17 protein-coding genes, 1 pseudogene and 2 riboswitches are annotated in these 17,540 nt (G+C 45.6%); of the genes and pseudogenes, 7 read left to right on the forward strand and 11 right to left on the reverse strand.

Annotation, left to right across the window (positions count from 1 at the left end; genetic code table 11):
- Positions 1–285: 285 nt before the first annotated feature.
- Entirely contained in the window at positions 286–642 is a 357-nt protein-coding gene (locus LBPC_RS12095) for a fluoride efflux transporter FluC (protein WP_003661703.1), read from the reverse strand.
- Positions 636–1,046, reverse strand: a complete 411-nt coding sequence (locus LBPC_RS12100) for a fluoride efflux transporter FluC (protein WP_003567441.1) — start codon at positions 1,044–1,046, stop codon at positions 636–638. The genes LBPC_RS12095 and LBPC_RS12100 overlap by 7 nt, the downstream gene beginning before the upstream one ends.
- Positions 1,047–1,200: 154 nt before the next feature.
- Positions 1,201–1,255, reverse strand: a riboswitch (Fluoride riboswitch).
- A 721-nt stretch (positions 1,256–1,976) separates the two neighbouring features.
- A riboswitch (Fluoride riboswitch) is annotated at positions 1,977–2,041 on the forward strand.
- A 58-nt stretch (positions 2,042–2,099) separates the two neighbouring features.
- Between LBPC_RS12100 and LBPC_RS12105 the strand changes: the two are divergent.
- From LBPC_RS12105 to phnE (LBPC_RS12125), 5 genes and pseudogenes are all read left to right on the forward strand, one after another.
- Positions 2,100–2,276 (forward strand): annotated as a pseudogene (locus LBPC_RS12105) (phosphopyruvate hydratase); the annotation flags it as partial.
- A 465-nt stretch (positions 2,277–2,741) separates the two neighbouring features.
- Positions 2,742–3,689, forward strand: coding sequence for a phosphate/phosphite/phosphonate ABC transporter substrate-binding protein (locus LBPC_RS12110; RefSeq protein WP_003567447.1), 948 nt, complete (start codon positions 2,742–2,744; stop codon positions 3,687–3,689).
- Positions 3,690–3,748: 59 nt separating this feature from the next.
- Complete coding sequence (gene phnC, locus LBPC_RS12115; RefSeq protein ID WP_003567449.1) at positions 3,749–4,522, forward strand: phosphonate ABC transporter ATP-binding protein; 774 nt, start codon at positions 3,749–3,751, stop codon at positions 4,520–4,522.
- A complete protein-coding gene (gene phnE, locus LBPC_RS12120) occupies positions 4,522–5,304 on the forward strand; it encodes a phosphonate ABC transporter, permease protein PhnE (RefSeq protein ID WP_003661698.1) in 783 nt (260 codons plus the stop codon). Before phnC ends, phnE (LBPC_RS12120) begins: the two co-directional genes overlap by 1 nt.
- Positions 5,301–6,104: a phosphonate ABC transporter, permease protein PhnE gene (gene phnE / locus LBPC_RS12125; protein WP_003567453.1), complete on the forward strand. Its 804-nt coding sequence runs from the start codon at positions 5,301–5,303 to the stop codon at positions 6,102–6,104. Before phnE (LBPC_RS12120) ends, phnE (LBPC_RS12125) begins: the two co-directional genes overlap by 4 nt.
- A 378-nt stretch (positions 6,105–6,482) precedes the next feature.
- Here phnE (LBPC_RS12125) and LBPC_RS12135 read toward each other — a convergent pair whose 3' ends face one another.
- The 8 genes from LBPC_RS12135 to LBPC_RS12170 all read right to left on the reverse strand — a co-directional run bounded on the left by LBPC_RS12135 (position 6,483) and on the right by LBPC_RS12170 (position 14,419).
- Positions 6,483–7,457, reverse strand: a complete 975-nt coding sequence (locus LBPC_RS12135) for an aliphatic sulfonate ABC transporter substrate-binding protein (RefSeq protein WP_003567455.1) — start codon at positions 7,455–7,457, stop codon at positions 6,483–6,485.
- Positions 7,447–8,979, reverse strand: a complete 1,533-nt coding sequence (locus LBPC_RS12140; protein ID WP_003661694.1) for an AMP-binding protein — start codon at positions 8,977–8,979, stop codon at positions 7,447–7,449. Before LBPC_RS12140 ends, LBPC_RS12135 begins: the two co-directional genes overlap by 11 nt.
- Positions 8,936–10,168: an acyltransferase gene (locus LBPC_RS12145; RefSeq protein ID WP_003661693.1), complete on the reverse strand. Its 1,233-nt coding sequence runs from the start codon at positions 10,166–10,168 to the stop codon at positions 8,936–8,938. Before LBPC_RS12145 ends, LBPC_RS12140 begins: the two co-directional genes overlap by 44 nt.
- On the reverse strand, positions 10,165–10,866 hold the full coding sequence (locus tag LBPC_RS12150; RefSeq protein ID WP_003661692.1) for an ABC transporter ATP-binding protein: 702 nt from the start codon (positions 10,864–10,866) through the stop codon (positions 10,165–10,167). The genes LBPC_RS12145 and LBPC_RS12150 overlap by 4 nt, the downstream gene beginning before the upstream one ends.
- Positions 10,863–11,678, reverse strand: a complete 816-nt coding sequence (locus LBPC_RS12155; RefSeq protein WP_016383785.1) for an ABC transporter permease subunit — start codon at positions 11,676–11,678, stop codon at positions 10,863–10,865. The genes LBPC_RS12150 and LBPC_RS12155 overlap by 4 nt, the downstream gene beginning before the upstream one ends.
- Before the next feature lie 294 nt (positions 11,679–11,972).
- Positions 11,973–12,752 (reverse strand): ABC transporter permease, encoded by a 780-nt coding sequence (locus tag LBPC_RS12160; RefSeq protein WP_003661688.1) that lies wholly within the window; start codon positions 12,750–12,752, stop codon positions 11,973–11,975.
- A 3-nt stretch (positions 12,753–12,755) separates the two neighbouring features.
- On the reverse strand, positions 12,756–13,526 hold the full coding sequence (locus tag LBPC_RS12165) for an ABC transporter permease (RefSeq protein ID WP_003661686.1): 771 nt from the start codon (positions 13,524–13,526) through the stop codon (positions 12,756–12,758).
- Complete coding sequence (locus tag LBPC_RS12170; protein ID WP_060473860.1) at positions 13,523–14,419, reverse strand: ABC transporter ATP-binding protein; 897 nt, start codon at positions 14,417–14,419, stop codon at positions 13,523–13,525. The genes LBPC_RS12165 and LBPC_RS12170 overlap by 4 nt, the downstream gene beginning before the upstream one ends.
- 113 nt (positions 14,420–14,532) lie before the next feature.
- On the opposite strand from LBPC_RS12170, the gene LBPC_RS12175 reads away from it, so the two are divergent.
- Entirely contained in the window at positions 14,533–15,549 is a 1,017-nt protein-coding gene (locus tag LBPC_RS12175; RefSeq protein ID WP_019728331.1) for an IS30 family transposase, read from the forward strand.
- A 589-nt stretch (positions 15,550–16,138) separates the two neighbouring features.
- Here LBPC_RS12175 and LBPC_RS17465 read toward each other — a convergent pair.
- On the reverse strand, positions 16,139–16,387 hold the full coding sequence (locus LBPC_RS17465; protein WP_016383783.1) for a hypothetical protein: 249 nt from the start codon (positions 16,385–16,387) through the stop codon (positions 16,139–16,141).
- Between the two features lie 209 nt (positions 16,388–16,596).
- On the opposite strand from LBPC_RS17465, the gene LBPC_RS12185 reads away from it, so the two are divergent.
- The gene (locus tag LBPC_RS12185) at positions 16,597–17,517 is read left to right on the forward strand and encodes an IS30 family transposase (protein ID WP_144340480.1); all 921 of its coding nucleotides are present in this window, start codon (positions 16,597–16,599) and stop codon (positions 17,515–17,517) included.
- Positions 17,518–17,540 lie beyond the last annotated feature (23 nt).

The following is a 17,540-nucleotide window of genomic DNA, read 5'->3' on the forward strand; positions in this document are numbered from 1 at the left end:
GAGGCTGTTATTTTGCAGGAAAAGTGTGCCTTCTGTCTCAAACACATGTATGGTCATGCTTTGGTTTTCTGTTGTTAACGAAAGAAAAGATGTGCGATGGCACTTTTTATTGATAAGGTGAAGTCTCGCAAAATTTTCGGCTCACGCGACAACCCAACAGTGAGGTTGATATCATTTTGTCTAGCGACACCGTTGACCAAGACGTGATACCTTTAGGGGCTTCTACTGGAAAAAAAGAAGCTGTTAAACTGCACTATAGCGGTGATCGGCTGGCACACTTGCCAGTTAGGCAAAAAGTATCCCTGAAGTCATCATCCCCACAACCACCGCTACCATCCCCGCTACCACCGTGCCAACATAATAAAAGATCGCCATTGACCACTGCCGATTTTTAATCAGGATAAACGCGTCTGCCATGAATGTCGAAAAGGTCGTAAAGCCGCCGCAAAAGCCGGGCAGTAGGAACAGGCGAAACCCTGAGAGCGTTGGTAAGCCAACTAAAAGTCCGGCCAGCAATGAACCCAGCACATTGATGAGTAGCGTCGCCAACGGCTTGCCGGGCCAGAACATTTTCCCTAATACGGTTATACCGTACCGGCAAACAGCACCGAGGCCGGCTCCGATACCAATTAAGATCACCATTGTTTTTTGTCCCTTCTTCCAACGAGTTTCGAGGCCAAGAATCCGGCTGTTGCTGCTAGCAGCCCACCCAGCAGATTGAGCATCAACAGTAGTGTGGCATAAATCGCATGCCTTGGTGCCAAGGTCGCAAAGTCCAGCATGAGCGTGGAGAATGTCGTGAAACCACCGATGACACCTGTCCCGAGGGCAAGCAACAGCCATTCGGGCAGATCGAATTTCATATCCAATCCATAAGTGGTGAAGGCCAGTAAAAAGCTGCCGATTAAGTTCACAATGGTTGTCCCCATCATGGTTGTGCCATCGTGGGTCACGCCACTGATGACATATCGCAAAATGCCACCAATAAAACCGCCAGCAAAGACGGCCAACAACCAACTAACATGTATTTTTTCACGATGATGCATCATGATCTCCTTTCGTGGGAACGCACTCGCTGACGCAGAAACCTCCGCATAAACATATCAGGCTAAGATCTGTCACTTTGTCCTGAGGCCATTTATGCTGCAATTTTTAAACGCACCAGCTCATACTCAAAAAAAAGACACCTACCCCGATTTGCTCAAGGTAGGTGTCATCAACTTGCGTATAGGCGAACACCATCGCCATTTAATTTAATAAGAGTATAGCAAATGTTTGGTCCGAACATCAACAACAATGAACGTGGCTTGTGCATATCTTGACACACAAAAAACGAGTTGTTATTTCGTTCGTATATACGTGATATATTAAAACAATGCGTAGATAAGAACATTCCCCTGAAATCTAATTGGTCTCTCAATGGTAATGGGTTCATCCTAGTCGCACTTACAAGCCAACTGATGATCGCTTTTTCACATCAACAGCCGCGCTACTGCTGGATCAAGTTCAATTAGTTGCACTGCACAAGTATATTGACCGCCTCACGACCTCTAAAGTATAATTAAGGAGTTGAAAAGAGGCCACCGGGCGGCTTCCCGATGACCTCGACGCAGTTCAGATGACTAAGTGGTAAAAGCTAATCCTTGAGGTTAGCTTTTTTGATGATCGCGTACGCTTTGGCCTTACTGGTAATCAGTATGCTAAGCGCGACGATAATCGACGCCACATCCAACGCGGCGAACCGCTTTCGTCTCCTGATTTTGGCATGGCTATCACCTCCGCACTTCAAAAAATGTTGAGGGGGTGTGCGCCACCCAATCTGCTGGCCAAAGAAAAAGGGTAATTACTCCTCTCTCTAAGCTTGCTTTTAGTCTATAGATTTCCCCGAATGCGATCAATAAGAAAAGTTGATCTTGCGTACTCAAATTAATCGTCCTCTTGCGCCAAAAAGAAAAAAGCGTCCGCTCTATTCGTATAGAAGAACAGGCGATGATGTTCGCCGCAAATGATTGTGTAGCAATCTGATGACGTCTACTGAAACGACTTTTATGTCGCTTCGGTAGGCATTTTTTTCGTTGTTACCGAAAGAGAAAATAGACATGGCAATTTTTATTGATACGGTAAAGGCTCGCGAAATTTTCGACTCACGCGGTAACCCAACAGTGGAAGCTGATGTCGTCTTATCTGATGGCACCCTTGGTCGAGCCGAGGTTCCTTCAGGAGCTTCTACTGGTGAAAAAGAAGCGATTGAGTTGCGCGATGGCGGTGATCGACTGGTTCGGGCAACAACAATTTTGGATGTTCTAGCCATCACGCTGGTAACAGGTGTGCTATTAACTAGGATGCGGCGACTTTTCTAATATTGTTTTCCAAACAGAATAAAAAAGTAATAACGGTGCAGTTGGTCTAATGAATTTTATATAATTTAAGTTATTTTTTGTCACGATCCGGGCACCGGAATTTTCAAAAAATCAGAAATGTTGTATCGGGTTATCCTCATTATCGTTCTGCACCAGACTAAATCCAAGTATAACGGTCATCAAAAAGCAGGCCGTTTGTGTAAAAGCCGAACGAAATGTATAAAATGTAAAATTATTGTAAAGTTATTGATTCAGATATTATAAAAAAGTATGATTTGAATGTTCAAGTGACTTGTTCGTCTCAGTTCACTCTTTTGCGTCGCCGAGACAAGCAAGGTTCTGCTTACAAATGATTGATTCTACTTTTATGGAGGAAAACTGATGAAGTTCTGGAAAAGAATTGCAGTGGCTGGGATGGCAACCATTGCTGCGTTATCGCTGGCTGCTTGTGGTAGTAAGAGTAGTTCTAGCAGCACAAGTACAAGCAATAGTTACACCCCCAAGTCATTAAATATTCAGTTTGTACCATCAAGCAACGCCAATACAATCGAAGCAAAAGCAAAACCTCTGGCTAGTTTGCTGAAGAAAGAGCTTGGCATCCCTGTCAAAGTCACCGTTTCGACAGACTACAACTCAATTGTCGAAGCTATGAAGAGTAAACAAGTCGATGTTGGGTTCTTACCACCTGATGGTTACGTTCAGGCACACGCGCAAAAGGCAGCCGACGTTTTGTTGATGGCGCAACGATTTGGGATCAAACAGCCAGGTGGGAAAAGCACCGACAAACTGGTTGATTCATATCGTTCGATGATTGTTGTTAAAAAAGGCAGTAGCATCAAATCTTGGAAAGATCTCAAGAATAAAAAAATTGCCGTTCAAGATGTTACCAGTTCCGCTGGCTATATTTGGCCGATTGCCGAACTGTCCCAAAAGGGTCTCGACATTGTTAAACAAGATACCTTGGTTACTGTCAAAGGTCACGATCAAGGTGTCATGTCAGTGCTAAACGGTGATACCGATGCCGCCTTTGTTTTTGAGGATGCCCGCAATATTGTCAAAAAAGATGTCCCTGACATTATGGACAAGGTTGAACCCATCTACTTCACAAAGCCAATTCCTAATGACACGATTTCCGTACGTCAGGACATGAGTGCCGCCTTCCGCAAAAAGCTTAGCAAGGCTTTCATCGACATTGCTAAGACAAAAGAAGGTCATGCGATTATCTCAAGTATTTATACACATGAGGGCTATGTCAAAACCACAGATAGTGCCTTCAACATTGTGCGTAAGTATGACAAAATTGCCACTGGTGAATCAAAAAGCAAGTAAAGCAACGTTGCAAAAGCGCTAGCCACCTAGCGCTTTTGCTATACATGGAGGAAGTTTGCATGTCAGAAAGTAACCACCCAGTTATCGAGTTTGACCACGTCTCAAAAATCTATCCTAACGGTGTCGTAGGCCTTAAAGACATCGATTTAACCATTAATCAAGGCGAATTTGTGGTTGTCGTTGGCTTGTCAGGAGCCGGGAAAAGTACGCTGATGCGGGCCATCAATCGGCTTCACGACATCTCTGAAGGCGATGTACGTATTGATGGTGTTTCCATTACCAAAGCAAAAGGCAAGAAACTATTGAATATTCGTCGAAAAATCGGGATGATTTTTCAAAGTTTTAACCTAGTCAACCGCTCGTCAGTCTTGAAGAATGTTTTAACTGGACGAGTCGGCTATTATCCAACTTGGAAAATGGTACTAGGTTTATTTTCCGCTGAAGACAAGCAACGTGCTTACGATGCCTTGCGGACAGTAGAATTGGAAGATAAAGTTTATACCCGTGCCGACCAACTTTCCGGTGGTCAACAACAACGCGTGGCGATTGCACGTGCCCTTACGCAAACCCCAACGATTATTCTCGCAGACGAACCGATCGCCAGTCTTGATCCTCAAACCACAAAACGGGTGATGGATGACTTGCGGCGAATTAACCAAGAAATGGGCATTACTGTCGTGGCTAATCTACATAGCGTTGAGGTTGCTCAAGCTTATGCTACTCGCATTATCGGTATTCGGGCGGGTCAAAAAGTGTTTGACGGTCCGGTTGCCGAAGCCACTGATGAAATCATAGCTAGTATTTACAGCGGTAATGAGCAGGAGGTGTCATAATGACAGCTCCTACGTTACCGAAACGTCAGCTGAAATGGCGCAAGTGGCTGCTTACTGGCATCATGGTACTTGGTTTAATTTGGTCGATTGGGATCACCAATGCAAATCTCGGGTTGTTTTTTAAGAATTTCAGTCAATTCACTGTCATTTTTACCGAAATGGCGCATGTTGACTGGAGTTATGCTTATTACACAATCGATCCGATGATTCAGACATTGAAAATGGCAATCATTGGCACCTTGATTGGCTCTGCCGTTGCTTTTCCATATGCCCTTTTAGTTTCGCGCAACATTGTGACTAATAAAATTGTGGTAGGCATTTTTCGCTTTGTGCTCAATATTGTCCGTACCATCCCCGATCTCATGTTAGCGGCACTTTTTGTCGCCATTGTCGGAATCGGACCAGTGGCCGGTATTTTTGCGTTAGCGATCTTTACTTTTGGGATGGTTGGCAAGCTGTTTTATGAAGCAGTTGAAACGATTGATCCTGGGCCGCTTGAAGCACTTAAGGCAGCAGGTGCAGGCCGAATTGAAATGATTCGTTTTGCAGTGTTGCCGCAGATCGCAAATTATTTTGTTAGCTTCGTCTTGTATGCTTTCGAAATTAACGTTCGGGCTAGTACGGTGCTCGGCTATATGGGAGCTGGCGGGATCGGTATTTACTTGCAACAGGCATTATCCATGTTTCGGTATGATCGGGTCGGTTTGATTGTGCTAGTTATCTTTGCTGTTGTACTTGTCATTGACTACATTAGCGGTAAGGCTAGGGAGGTGCTTCTATGAATCGCTCAGCTTCATTGCCAAAGGCCCCCCTGCAACATCGTTGGCGCAATTGGTTACTGACAATAATCACCTTAGCGATTATCGTTTGGTCATTCACAGGTATGCCAAGTCTTGAAATCAAACCCAATGCGTGGGTCGTTACCAAGTCAATCGCTGCGGGGTTGGCACATCCCGATTTTAGCTATGTTTGGACAGGTGATGGCGAGGATCTGACTTCTACGCTGCTGCAAACCTTGGGGATCGCCTTTTTAGGGACGTTCATTTCAGCTATTATTAGTCTGCCATTTGCTTTTTGGGCTGCGAACACACAACACAAGTTTTGGCTGACGACTCGTTCTGGCAAATTTGTCTTGACTGCCATTCGAACTTTTCCTGAAATTGTCCTGGCGTTAATGTTTATCAAAGCCGTTGGTCCAGGCTCTTTTGCTGGCGTACTAGCAGTTGGCTTTCATAGTGTTGGCATGCTCGCAAAACTTTTTTCCGAAGCGATTGAAAACATGAACAATCGTGCCGGAGAGGCCGTGATTGCTGCTGGTGGCAATCGATTGGATGTCACTGTGATCGCCAGTTTGCCACAATTGATACCAGAGTTTGTTTCTAATACTCTCTACCGTTTTGAGTTGGCCATTCGTTCAGCATCGATTCTTGGTATGGTGGGTGCTGGCGGTGTCGGAACACCTTTGATTTTCGCTATTCAAACCCGTTCTTGGTCTAGAGTGGGCATCATTCTGTATGGCATTATCATTTTAGTAACCCTCACCGACTGGCTTTCTGGTTTTCTGCGGAAACGGTTAGTATAAAGTTCGGTGAAATCCTAACATGTCGGATCATTTGCAGATGAAGGTCCGCTCTTCTTCGACCAAAAGTGAGAGGTCGATTTAGTTCAGTGGCAGTCGTTCAACGATCAAATTGATTTGATGGAAAAGAATTTTCAAGGCCGAGGTTCGCTTAATTCTGTTTTTGATTTCAGAGACAATGAAAAGGTACATCAAGACCGTTTTCATGCATGACCACAGATTGATGCTGGAAAAATGCCAGAAGCACTCAGCATTGAAAAATGTCCCGTTAAAAAAATAATTGTGATTGCTGTATGATGCCATGGTCCCATCAAAAAAGACTCCCTGAGATATTTCATCTCAAGGAGTCTTTTTATCCAGCAAGTCCCGGGCTGCAACTGATCAGTCGCTGCCACTGACTAATGTTGTCTTCATATCCACCTTCTCGGTCACAACACCTTCTTGATAAAAGGTATTCGCGATTTGATTTTCTTCATCGACAATGCTGCTATCTGCTTTAACGAGCGCCATGGCATAAGTTCGGCGTTCAACCATTTTTTGAATCACAGCGTCTGATAGTTTCAAGGTTTTGCTGAGCATGGCAATGAGTTGTGTGTGGTGATTATTGGCCCACGTCATATCATCGTTGATATAGGTTGTCAGCAATTTGCTCAGCGCGGTGTGAGTTTTGGCATAATTTTGGGTTGAGATCAGGAAGTCACGATTCTTTGCCAATCCGGTGCCGTTTGTCAGCAACTTGGCCCCTTGATTGACTTGTGCTGTTGCCGTATACGGATCCCAAGTGACCCAAGCATCCACACTGCCTTTTGCAAAAGCGACCGATGCTGAACTTTGATCCATATTCACTAATTTAACATCATTGGTGGACAAACCTGCCTTTTTTAAGGCCTGAATAATCAAGTATTGGGCGGCAGTGCCTTTTTGATAGGCGATCGTCTTGCCTTTCAATTGCTTGAGATTGGTGATCTGGCTGTTCTTACCAACAAGAATACCGCTGCCATATTCCTTGGTGGCACCAGCAGCAATCAGCGCAATATCCGTGCCAGCAGCTTTTGCTGTCACTGGCGGCGTATCGCCAACGCGAGCGTAGTCGATCGCCCCACTTTTCAAGGCAGTCATGAGCGCAGCACCATCAGAAAACTCCTTGAAGACGACTTGATAGCCTTTTGCTTTCATTTTTTTGATTAACTCACCATGCTGGCGAGCAATGTCGACAGGATCGGCCTTTTGGTAGCCGATCGTGACTGTTTCCAGATCACTGGCCGCCGTCGTGGTCTGCGTATAGCCATAGACGGCAACACTAAGCCACATGATTAAGCCGATCACCAAGAACCAAAGGTGTTTTTTATGCTTCATAGGCTTGTCCGCCTTGCATCAGCTGTTTGCGCAGTTTCGGTCGGATTACTTTCCCAGTTGCATTGACCGGAAAGGCTTTGACAAAAACGACATCGGTTGGACATTCATACGCTGCCAAATGCTGGCGAGCGTAATCGATCAAGGCGGCTTTGGCTTTCATTGGGTCGCCGGTCACGTTTTGGCGAATGACAACCGCCGTGACTGCTTCGCCATAAAGTGCATCCGGCAAACCAATCACCGCTACTTGAGCAACCCAGTCTAACTCATTAAGGATATTTTCGACTTTTGCCGGGGCAACCTTTTCACCACCGCGATTGATCATTTCCTTACGACGGCCTTTGACAAACAGATAGCCATCTTCGTCTAAATAGCCAAGATCGCCAGTGAGGAACCAATCGTCTTTAAAAGATTCAGGATGCGGTTCGAGGTAATCGTGAATGACGTGATCGCCGCGAAGAGCAATTTCACCTTCAACATACGGTTGCTGGCTCAAAGAACCGTCCGCCAGCATCAGTCGCAGTTCTGTACCCACCGGCTTGCCGGCAGACCCAATTTTCGGTGCATTAATTGGATTTAAGGTACTCTGACTCGCCGTCTCAGTCATGCCATAACCTTCGAGAATCTGCGTATGAAAATACGTCTGAAAGGCTATCAACTTATCTTCTGGCAATGCAAACGAGGAACTGCGGACGAATCGCAAATGAATGTCAGGGTGATAAGCTTTCAAGGCGTTTTCGTGCATGAGCAAAATCGATATGATTGTCGGCACAACTGAAACCCACGTGACATGGTTGTCTGCGATGAGCGGCCAGAATTTGCTAGCGGAGAACTTCGGTGCGATGACAAGTTTGCCACCCGAAAGTCGGGTAGCCAAAACCGAAATCACCTGCGCATTGATGTGAAACATCGGCATCACGACCATGGCGATATCATCAGCTGATAAAGCATGACTTTTGGCATCGTGTTGGGCCGCATTCAACAACATGCGATGGGTTAAGCCCACGCGTTTCGGCTTGCCAGTTGTGCCCGAAGTGTTGAGGATCAAAGCCAGATCCTCTTCTTTTGCCCGTTTCTGCGGCGCGTTTATGCGATACGCAAGCTGACTGGCATCAGTTAAAATCGCTAGCGCTGCGATAGTATGCAGACGAAGACGACTGCACGGCACCAATGGTTCTGCCAGCTTTTCGCCAACATCAGGCAAGGTAATAACTGCCTGATAGTGATACAATGACCATTCCGCCTTCAGTTCTGGCAACGGGGTCGCGGCAGCAATCGGATGAACAACCGCACCAATCTCCCAAAGCGCCTGATTTAACGCCAGATGGACGGGAGCGTTTGGCAAAGCGACAAGAATCTGATCCCCTGCACCGATTTTCAGTTTATTCAACTGGTCACGCAAGGCTGCGACGTCCTCTTCAAGATCGCGCCCGGTATACCAAGTATCGGCAGCGACTGATTTCACAATTGGGTAATCACGCTCATTTATTAGATTCTGAGACAACAGATCGGTGAGTTTGCTCATGATTCAAGACTCCTTTCGATGAAACTGACAAGGACTGCGGACGGCCAATCAGCCACCCAAACGGCGCAATCCGGTGGCATAGCCAAGCAATGGTAAATGAAACAGCTAGAATAAAGATATAGCCGATTGGTAGTAGTAAGATCAACATGCCATTGCTAAAACCACCGAGACTCAACAAGCCGCCTAACAAGCTAATAGCAATGGTTTGACAAAGATAAACGCCGAAAGAAACTTGGGCACCATGACCGATCAGTCGTGCCAACCAATGTTCAGGTCGCTTCGTATGCCAGACCGCGTATCGCTGGCCTAATACGAATACAAAAGCGATCATCACGACATCGTAAATCAACATATAAGGTTGGTGCGGCGAAACAGCAGCGTTGTGACCAAAGTTCAGAACTTGTTTGTTAAAAACATAGAGACCAATGGTGCCGATACTGAGACTCAAAGCACCCCAGCCGATTAACACCTGATGGGTAAGAAGCCATTGCTTGACCTTTTCATAGTGCAGGCTGACGAGTCCACCGCTAATGAAGAAGAACTGATAGGTGAAAACATTGACCCCATAGGCCTTAAACCACCATAACCAGTCGCTTGTGTTGACGTGTGGCAACCCATACTTAATGCCGATGACTAGCAGCATTTGGACGCCGAAGCTAGCGACGACTAACCTGATATGATGACCAGCCGTCCGTTTAAATAGCCACAGCATGGCTGGAAACAATAGATACAATTGTAAGGTGACCAAAACGTAGTAGAGGTAAAATTGATCGCCATGTAGCAAGGCACTGAGATAGTCTGGCCAGAAGTTGGCGATGGTAAAGCCGCCAACACCAAGCAGTACTGAACCTGCCAACAATAAAGTGTTCCACAAGACGTAAGGTACGCCGACCGTTGTGAAGCGTTTTTTATAAAACAGCGGCCAATTGCGCTGACGCCGGTAATACACCATCGTCAATACCAAACCGGTCATAAACATGAAACCCATTCGCGTAAAATGAATCATTAAATGTGTGGCTAAGAATCCAGTACTGATTAAACCGCTGGATGTTTGATGCTGAAATGCCGTTGTCGTGTGATTCAACAGCACCCCTGCAATAAAAATCAAACGCATAAGATCAATTTCATATAGATAAGGATGCTTAACTTTTTTCGGCTCGCGCCGCTCGCCGTCATTCGCCTGCTTCATGTTGTCACCGGCTCAGACACAATCGCGTTCAAAAGTCGCGCCGCTGTGTTTGCAATTTTCTCTGGTGATTGACCACGAGCACCGCTTGTTTCGTATGCCAGCTTGCCATCTTTGACAACCACAATGCGATCGGCCATGCGTGCAGCTTCATTAACATCATGCGTGATGAGCAAACTGCTTAAATGCTGTTTTGTGAAAATATCAAGGATCAGATCCTGCATATGTTGCCGCGTCAAGGCATCTAATGCGCCAAGTGGTTCATCGAGCAACAGTAACTGCGGCTTAGCTAACAACGCTCGCGCCAACGCCAGCCGCTGCTTTTGACCACCTGAAAGTTGCACGGGATAACCATCGCTTTTGTCAGCAAGGCCAACTGCTGTTAACAGTGATTTAGCTTGTTGCACGATAGCGGGATCGTGTGATCGAAAAGAAACGTTGTCCAAATTGGTTAACCACGGCAGCAAGCGATCATTTTGAAACATCATCCGCATGACCAGTCCATTTTGACGTTGGATGTCACCGGCAGTCGGCGGCTCGAGTCCTGCGATTAGGCGAAGAATGGTGCTTTTGCCGCCGCCACTCATGCCGACCAGTGCCAAGAATTCACCTGGGTACAAATTAAGATGAATGTCATGCAAGACAGTTTTATCGTTATAGGTTTTTTTAATCTGACGTAAACCAATAATTGGATCAGTCATGCCTCGACACCTCCTTGACGCCAACTAAGGAAGACTTTTTCTAAACTTTTCGCAATGAGGTCGGACAACTTGCCGAGCAATGCGTAGATCAAAATACAAAGCAGGACAGTGTCCATCCTCATAAATTCTTGTGCATTCGTTGCCATGTAGCCTAAGCCGTAACTCGAAGAAATGGTTTCTGCGACAATCAATGTGGTCCACATCACGCCCAGCGCGTACCGCACACCCATCAAAATGTTGGGTAAAGCCCCTGGAAAAATAATTCGCGTGAACAAGTCGCGCTTTGAAAGACCATAGGCATGCCCCATTTCAAGCAATTCTGGATCGGCCGTTGTTATACCTTGATAAGTATTGATGTAGATCGGGAACATGACCCCGATTGCCACCAACGATATTTTGGTCGATTCGCCAATGCCGATCAGAATAATCAGCAAGGGAATCAAGGATAGATGCGGAATGTTGCGAAGCATTTGAATCGGACTATCTAATAAGGCTCGGATTGGTCTGACCAAACCGTTCATCAGGCCAAGTACAAATCCGATACTGCCACCGATCGCAAACCCAGCTGTTGCACGATACAGGCTAATCGCAATATTTTTGGGCAATTCGCCACTTTGCCACAAGGTGATGCCATCTTGAATCACCGTTAAGGGTGCCGGAAGTAAGGAACTCGTGAGCCAGTTAAAACTGACCGCAGCTTGCCATCCAGCCAGTAATCCCAACGGCACGATCCAAGGCAGTACCTTGAACCAATTGATATGTCTTTTGGTCCGCGGCTTTGGCCGTTGCGTGAGTGTTGTGACTTCTTGCATCAGGGCCATCTCCTTTAAGTTGATGGTGTTCATACTAACGAGAGCAACTTAAAGCTGACTTAACTCCATTTGAAGAGTTTATGACCTAATCAGCATAAAAAAATGCCCTTTCAGCACGAATCATCAGCTGAAAGGACCGGAAGTTTGTCTAAAATGGTTCTTGACCAAAAGGAATTCATAATCAATAACATGGCGAGCACATTTGAGTTTTAAATCATTTAGCTCAATTCTGTTACTTCAAAATTTAAAAAAGGGCATCAGGTGTTGGATGTCGCAAATGATTTTCGCCTCATTTTACGTGCCTGTACTTTGATATTTCACCAGAAAAAGACGCCATAGTTGATAAACGAGGGTGAAGAAAGCAACCGAGATGCCAACAACCAGAATAGCAAAATACCAGCGGCCGTCGTCAATGACCGTTGATTGCGGAATAGCGGCAACCCAACCTAATGGCAAAAACCAAGTGAGGATCATTTTTAACGGTGTATTGTAAATGGAGAGCGGATATTTTGAAAATTCAAAAAAGTCATAAACTGTCTCCGATAAATCTGCTAACCCTTGTGACAACAACGACACCATCCCGCCTAGTAAGGTTAAGGATAAGAAGATTAAAGAAGTGGCACAGCACATCAGCAGGACCAGCAAGAAAATAAGTAAAGGCATGTGCGAGCTGAATGCAATCGTGGTCAAAATCAGTACGGATATCGCCAAGTCACCCCAAGCATCTTCATCAAAACTTTCATTCAACAACTGAAAAAGCGGATTGACAGGTTTAACCAACAAGCCGTCAAACTTTCCTTTTCGCACATAATCCGCAATATTCAGCGTATTAATGAAAAAACAGCGAAAAATTGCAAATGAGGTGCTGGCAATGGCATACGTCGTCAACAGTTCCATAAACGTATAGCCTTGAATCGTCGGGACTAACAGATATAAAAAGCGAAGTGCCGCAACATTGATCAAATTTTGAATCATCATGCCAGCAATTGAAAAATAAAAATAAAAATCGTAAATGGCTAATGATTTGAAATTAATTTTGAAATAGGTTAACAGTAAGCGCGCATATCTCGTCATCAGCTAACCTCCCTGAACCACAACACGTTGGATCGCTATTTTCAGCTGCAAGTGATAGACACCAAATAACGTGGCAATATAGAGGCTCTGCATGAACAATGTCGGCCAAAAGTCGGCAGCCCGCTGCTGTGATAACAGCTTACCAATCGCACCGAACGCGTATTGAAATGGCAAAAACTGTGCGATTGTTTTCACCGCTGCTGGGTAAAAATTCACTGGAAAAACATTTCCTGACACGGCCAGCAAAACAGCAGCTTTAAACGTATTGATACCCCAAATGCTATAGGTGTAGAAAGAAAATAACCCTATGATCGCCTCGAGTTCAAAATACAGGACATATCCAAGCATGACCGCCATCACCAACAACGGTAACGTCTGCCACGCAAGCGCTGACTGCCTCACCGCGACCAATAGGATGACATCAGGGATACCGATAAAAATCAACTTGCCAAATGAATAACCAACACTTTCCCAAAAATAATGGGTCAGTAACGGCACTGGCCGCAATAACAGGCGGGCGATATTACCTGTACGGATATCGTCGTGGATAGCAAAGCTAGTTTTCGGAAAGACAGCCGTCAATAGTTGCATGAAAATCAAATAAGTGATCGTTTCGGCAAAAACGGCACTTGGTCGATGCCGTAAAACACTTTGCCACAGAAAAAACATCACGGCAATCGAAATTAAATTGCCAAATAAGTAGAAGCCAAACGCATAGCGATTGGCGACACTCCTTTTCAAACCAATTCGAATCATCATCAGTCTTAACGTCATTGGCCGCCACCTGTTGTCAGTCCTGATGAAATGACATATTCTAAGCGTTTATTCGCAATCGTCACAGAAGCCAGCTCGGTTGTCGCGATGAGTCGCCTCATAAAATCTTGAACCTCTTTAGAAGATAGTCCCGCAACTCTAAAATTGCCATTGGGTAGTGTCTGCACCCCAACGTCAGCAAGAGCCGCTGGCAGATTAGCTGAATCAACGAGTGAAAATTCGATCTGTGATGGCGTCGCGATTTTTGCTAAAGCTTGTGCGGAAATGTCTGTCAACAGTTTTCCGTGATCAAGAATTAAAATACGTGAGCAAATTTTTTCAACATCCTCAAGATCGTGCGAGGTGTACAACAAGGTCTTGCCTTCGACTTGTTGTAGGAACTTAACGATTTTATTCTTAGTGACCACATCAAGGCCAATAGTTGGCTCATCCAAAATGATCAGCTCCGGATCATGAAGCAGCGATGCCATCACCTCCGCTTTCATCCGCTGACCTAAGCTTAACGTTCTAACCGGTTGCTGCAAAAAGTCTTTTGCGTCCAATAATGATGTTAAATGCTCAACCCGCGCTAAAAAATCTTCTTTTGAAATGCGAAAAATCTCTTTGTTTAATAAAAACGTATCATAAACCGGGAGATCCCACCTAAGCTGACTGCGCTGCCCGAACACGCTGCCAATGCGTTGTGCATTTCGCTGCCGATATTTTGTCGGATCTCCCGAAAATGTAGCAAGTGTCCCATCATCTGCCCGCAAAATCCCCAACATCATCTTGATGAGTGTTGACTTTCCCGAACCATTTAAGCCGACAATGCCAACTTTTTCACCTGCCTCAATGGCAAAGCTAATATCATCAACTGCCGTAAAAAGTGTACGTTTCTTTCTAACAACGCCAATTTTTGCTACTTCCCCAGTTTACAATTCAAGTGCAACACCCTGACGACTAGACCATAAAGGCCATGAAGACCTATTCTTGTTAGTGCTAGCTAAACAAGAAAGCAGGAATCTTCATGACCCACTCTCAGACTAACACCCACAAGCATTACCAACAACTCAGTTTTAGCGACCGTGCTACAATTCAGGCCCTTCAGGCTGCTGGTGACACCGCGACCGTGATTGCACAGAAGCTTCATCGCAGTAAAGCGACAATCTCACGAGAAATCACGCGTGGATCTGTAACTCAGCTCGACTCGAAGCGTCACTCGCATCAAGTCTATCTTGCGGAAACTGCCCAAGCCATGCACGACCGTAAACGCGATAGAACCGGTCACTACGCCTTTCTTAAGACCGGCCGTGCGTTCTTCAAGGCTCTCGCCAGGGAGCTTACTCGTAAGCCGCGCGTACACAGCGTTGATAGCTTCGTACACTTCTATCGCGACCAGGGCAAGGCTTGCCCTTCAACGACAACTGTGTATCGCTACATCGACGCCGGGCTGCTTGAGCTAGACAACATGACACTTCCCAAGAAGCTCCGACGCCGCATCAAAGGCTATAAGAACGCCCACAAGCGCAAGAATAAGAAGATATACGGCGACTCAATCGAGTTGCGTCCTGCGGCCGTGAATGACCGCACAGGCGTGGGACATTGGGAAGGCGACTTGGTCAAAGGTATTCGCTTAGCTGATGAGCCAGCATTAATGACGCTCACAGAACGGTACAGCCGGACTGAGATCATCGTCAAGATTCCTGACTATCATGCGGGCACCTGCCTTAAAGCCTTGCAGGACACGATCGACGACTACGGGGCCAAGGAATTTGAGAGTATCACTTTTGACAATGGTTCCGAGTTTGCCAAGTTATCAGAGATTGTTGGAACCCAGATTTACTTCGCACATCCGTACTCGCCTTGGGAGCGTGGCACAAACGAGAACGCCAATGGACTGCTTAGGGAATTCTTCCCGAAAGGGAAGTCTCTCAGAGCAGTTACCCTGGTTGAAATTCAAGCAGTCCAATCCGCACTGAACCATCGTCCCAGACGTATTCTGAACTATCTTCGCCCATGCGATTACTACCGATGCATGGCGTAACAGCCTAGACCACTATCAAGAATTCGTTATCATCGTTGCACTTGACTTGAAAATTGAGGAATTTTTGCTACTTTAACGTATTGTTTCGTAACATGGTCTACCTCGATAAGCGCCATGAAGCTCCTTCTTTCGTTCAAATCCATGTGTCCTCAATGTTAGTGTCAATAAAGACATTTGTCCGTTTTTGCTCAGCTTCATCGTGCTTCCTCCTTAGTCTTTAAAAGAATAACTCCTGACATGTGTACTTTAGTAGATTACAGAACGTTGTTTGCGCCGTCAAATAAAATCACTCGATAGAAAGTGAATATTATCGGCTTATTATGCCTAAAATATTTCTTGGCATAAATTAATTGCATTATTAATATCAAAGCTCTTACATTTTATAACTCTCGCTTTAATTTTTTGATGATAAATGCTATTTGGTTTAAATGTTACTTCCAAATTTTCGAGTAAAAAACTAACTACTGGAAAAACGTTCGCAAGCCATGCTATACTTGAAGCAGAAAAAACCGCCGCGTACCAGCGCGGCGGTCGGGCAGAAATGCCCTCACAGAACCATCTAATGAACGATGGCTGTTGGAACAGGCAACTAAAAGCCGCGAGATCCGCTCAAAGGAAACGCGGCTTTTAGTTTGCCTATTTTTCTCGGAGTTGTCCGAGCGCCTTGCGGAATTCGTCCACTGCTAGTAGCAGTTTGGTACTGGCCCTGATCAACCTTGTTAGGGCGACCACCAGTATCATGCACGAAACCACGCAGGCCGTGATCGTCGTTAATGCAGCGACCACAGACAAGTGAATGTACCTTTCTCATCAATGTGTGGCTGATAGGTTTCCCCATACGCACCACCACCTCTCTGATCTGGTACCACCGTTCATTATCCTTTTCTGTGTTGCGTTCAGTATATCAGAACAAAAAATACCATGATGGAAGTATTTTCCTAGATTGCATAATTAAAGTTACCACCCAGAAAATGTGAAAAAAGACCTGTCCGTTCTTGCTAAAATGGTGTTTGCATAACATACCGTCTAGAGAGAAGGACAGGTCCCATGGCCATTATAACCTTAATTGAACGATCTCAGATAGAACTGATGCAACACCACACGATTCAATACATCGCCGCGACCTTAGGCCGCTCTCGTATTTCTATTAGGCATGAGCTTCACCGTTGCCCTGAAGGTGATTACTGCGTCATTATAGCTCAGGATCATGCCGATACTTGTCGGCATCGTTGTGGTCGGCACTCGATTTTAACGCCTAAGTTGAAGCGGATGGTAACTGAGAAGCTAAACCTAGGTTGGTCCCCTGAAATGGTCGGTTATGCCGTTCACTGTGCGCCACACACGATTTACCACTGGATTTATCAAAGACAAGTCGATTTTCAGCCAAGCCAACTCTTTGATCACGGTAAACGTCATAAAAGAAGACAAGACCTTCGGTCGCGCTATAACCAAGCAGTAGGCACCTCAATTGAGATTCGCAGTGAGTCAGCTAATCGGCGAACCGAAAAAGGACATTTAGAGATGGATACAGTTCGCGGTGGTCGCGGGTCAAAGGCTGCTGTTTTGACCATTGTCGATCGGGTGACACGTTTAATGGCGACAACTAAGCTTGAAAACTTATCACAAAATGCTGTTCTCAAGGGATTTGCAAGACTGATGGTGGACTTTCCGGGTCCGGTTCGATCAGTGACGGTTGATCACGGTAAAGAGTTTTCCTGCGATCAGGCGCTTACAAAGCGCTATCGGATACCGGTTTACTTTTGCCACGCCTATCACCCGAATGAACGGGGCACAAATGAACGGTTCAATCGAGAACTTCGCTACTATTTCCCGAAGGGAACACAGTTTGATCAGGTTTCAGAGACCGATATTCAACAAGCCACAGCGCTTATCAATAACAAACCTAGAAAATGTCTCCGTTGGCAAACCCCAGTTCAAGCAGTGAGCAAGCCTCTTTCTAGGTGGTAACTTTATTATTGCAATCTAGGTGA

The sequence above is a fragment of the Lacticaseibacillus paracasei subsp. paracasei genome (genome assembly GCF_000829035.1).
Classification (GTDB): domain Bacteria; phylum Bacillota; class Bacilli; order Lactobacillales; family Lactobacillaceae; genus Lacticaseibacillus; species Lacticaseibacillus paracasei.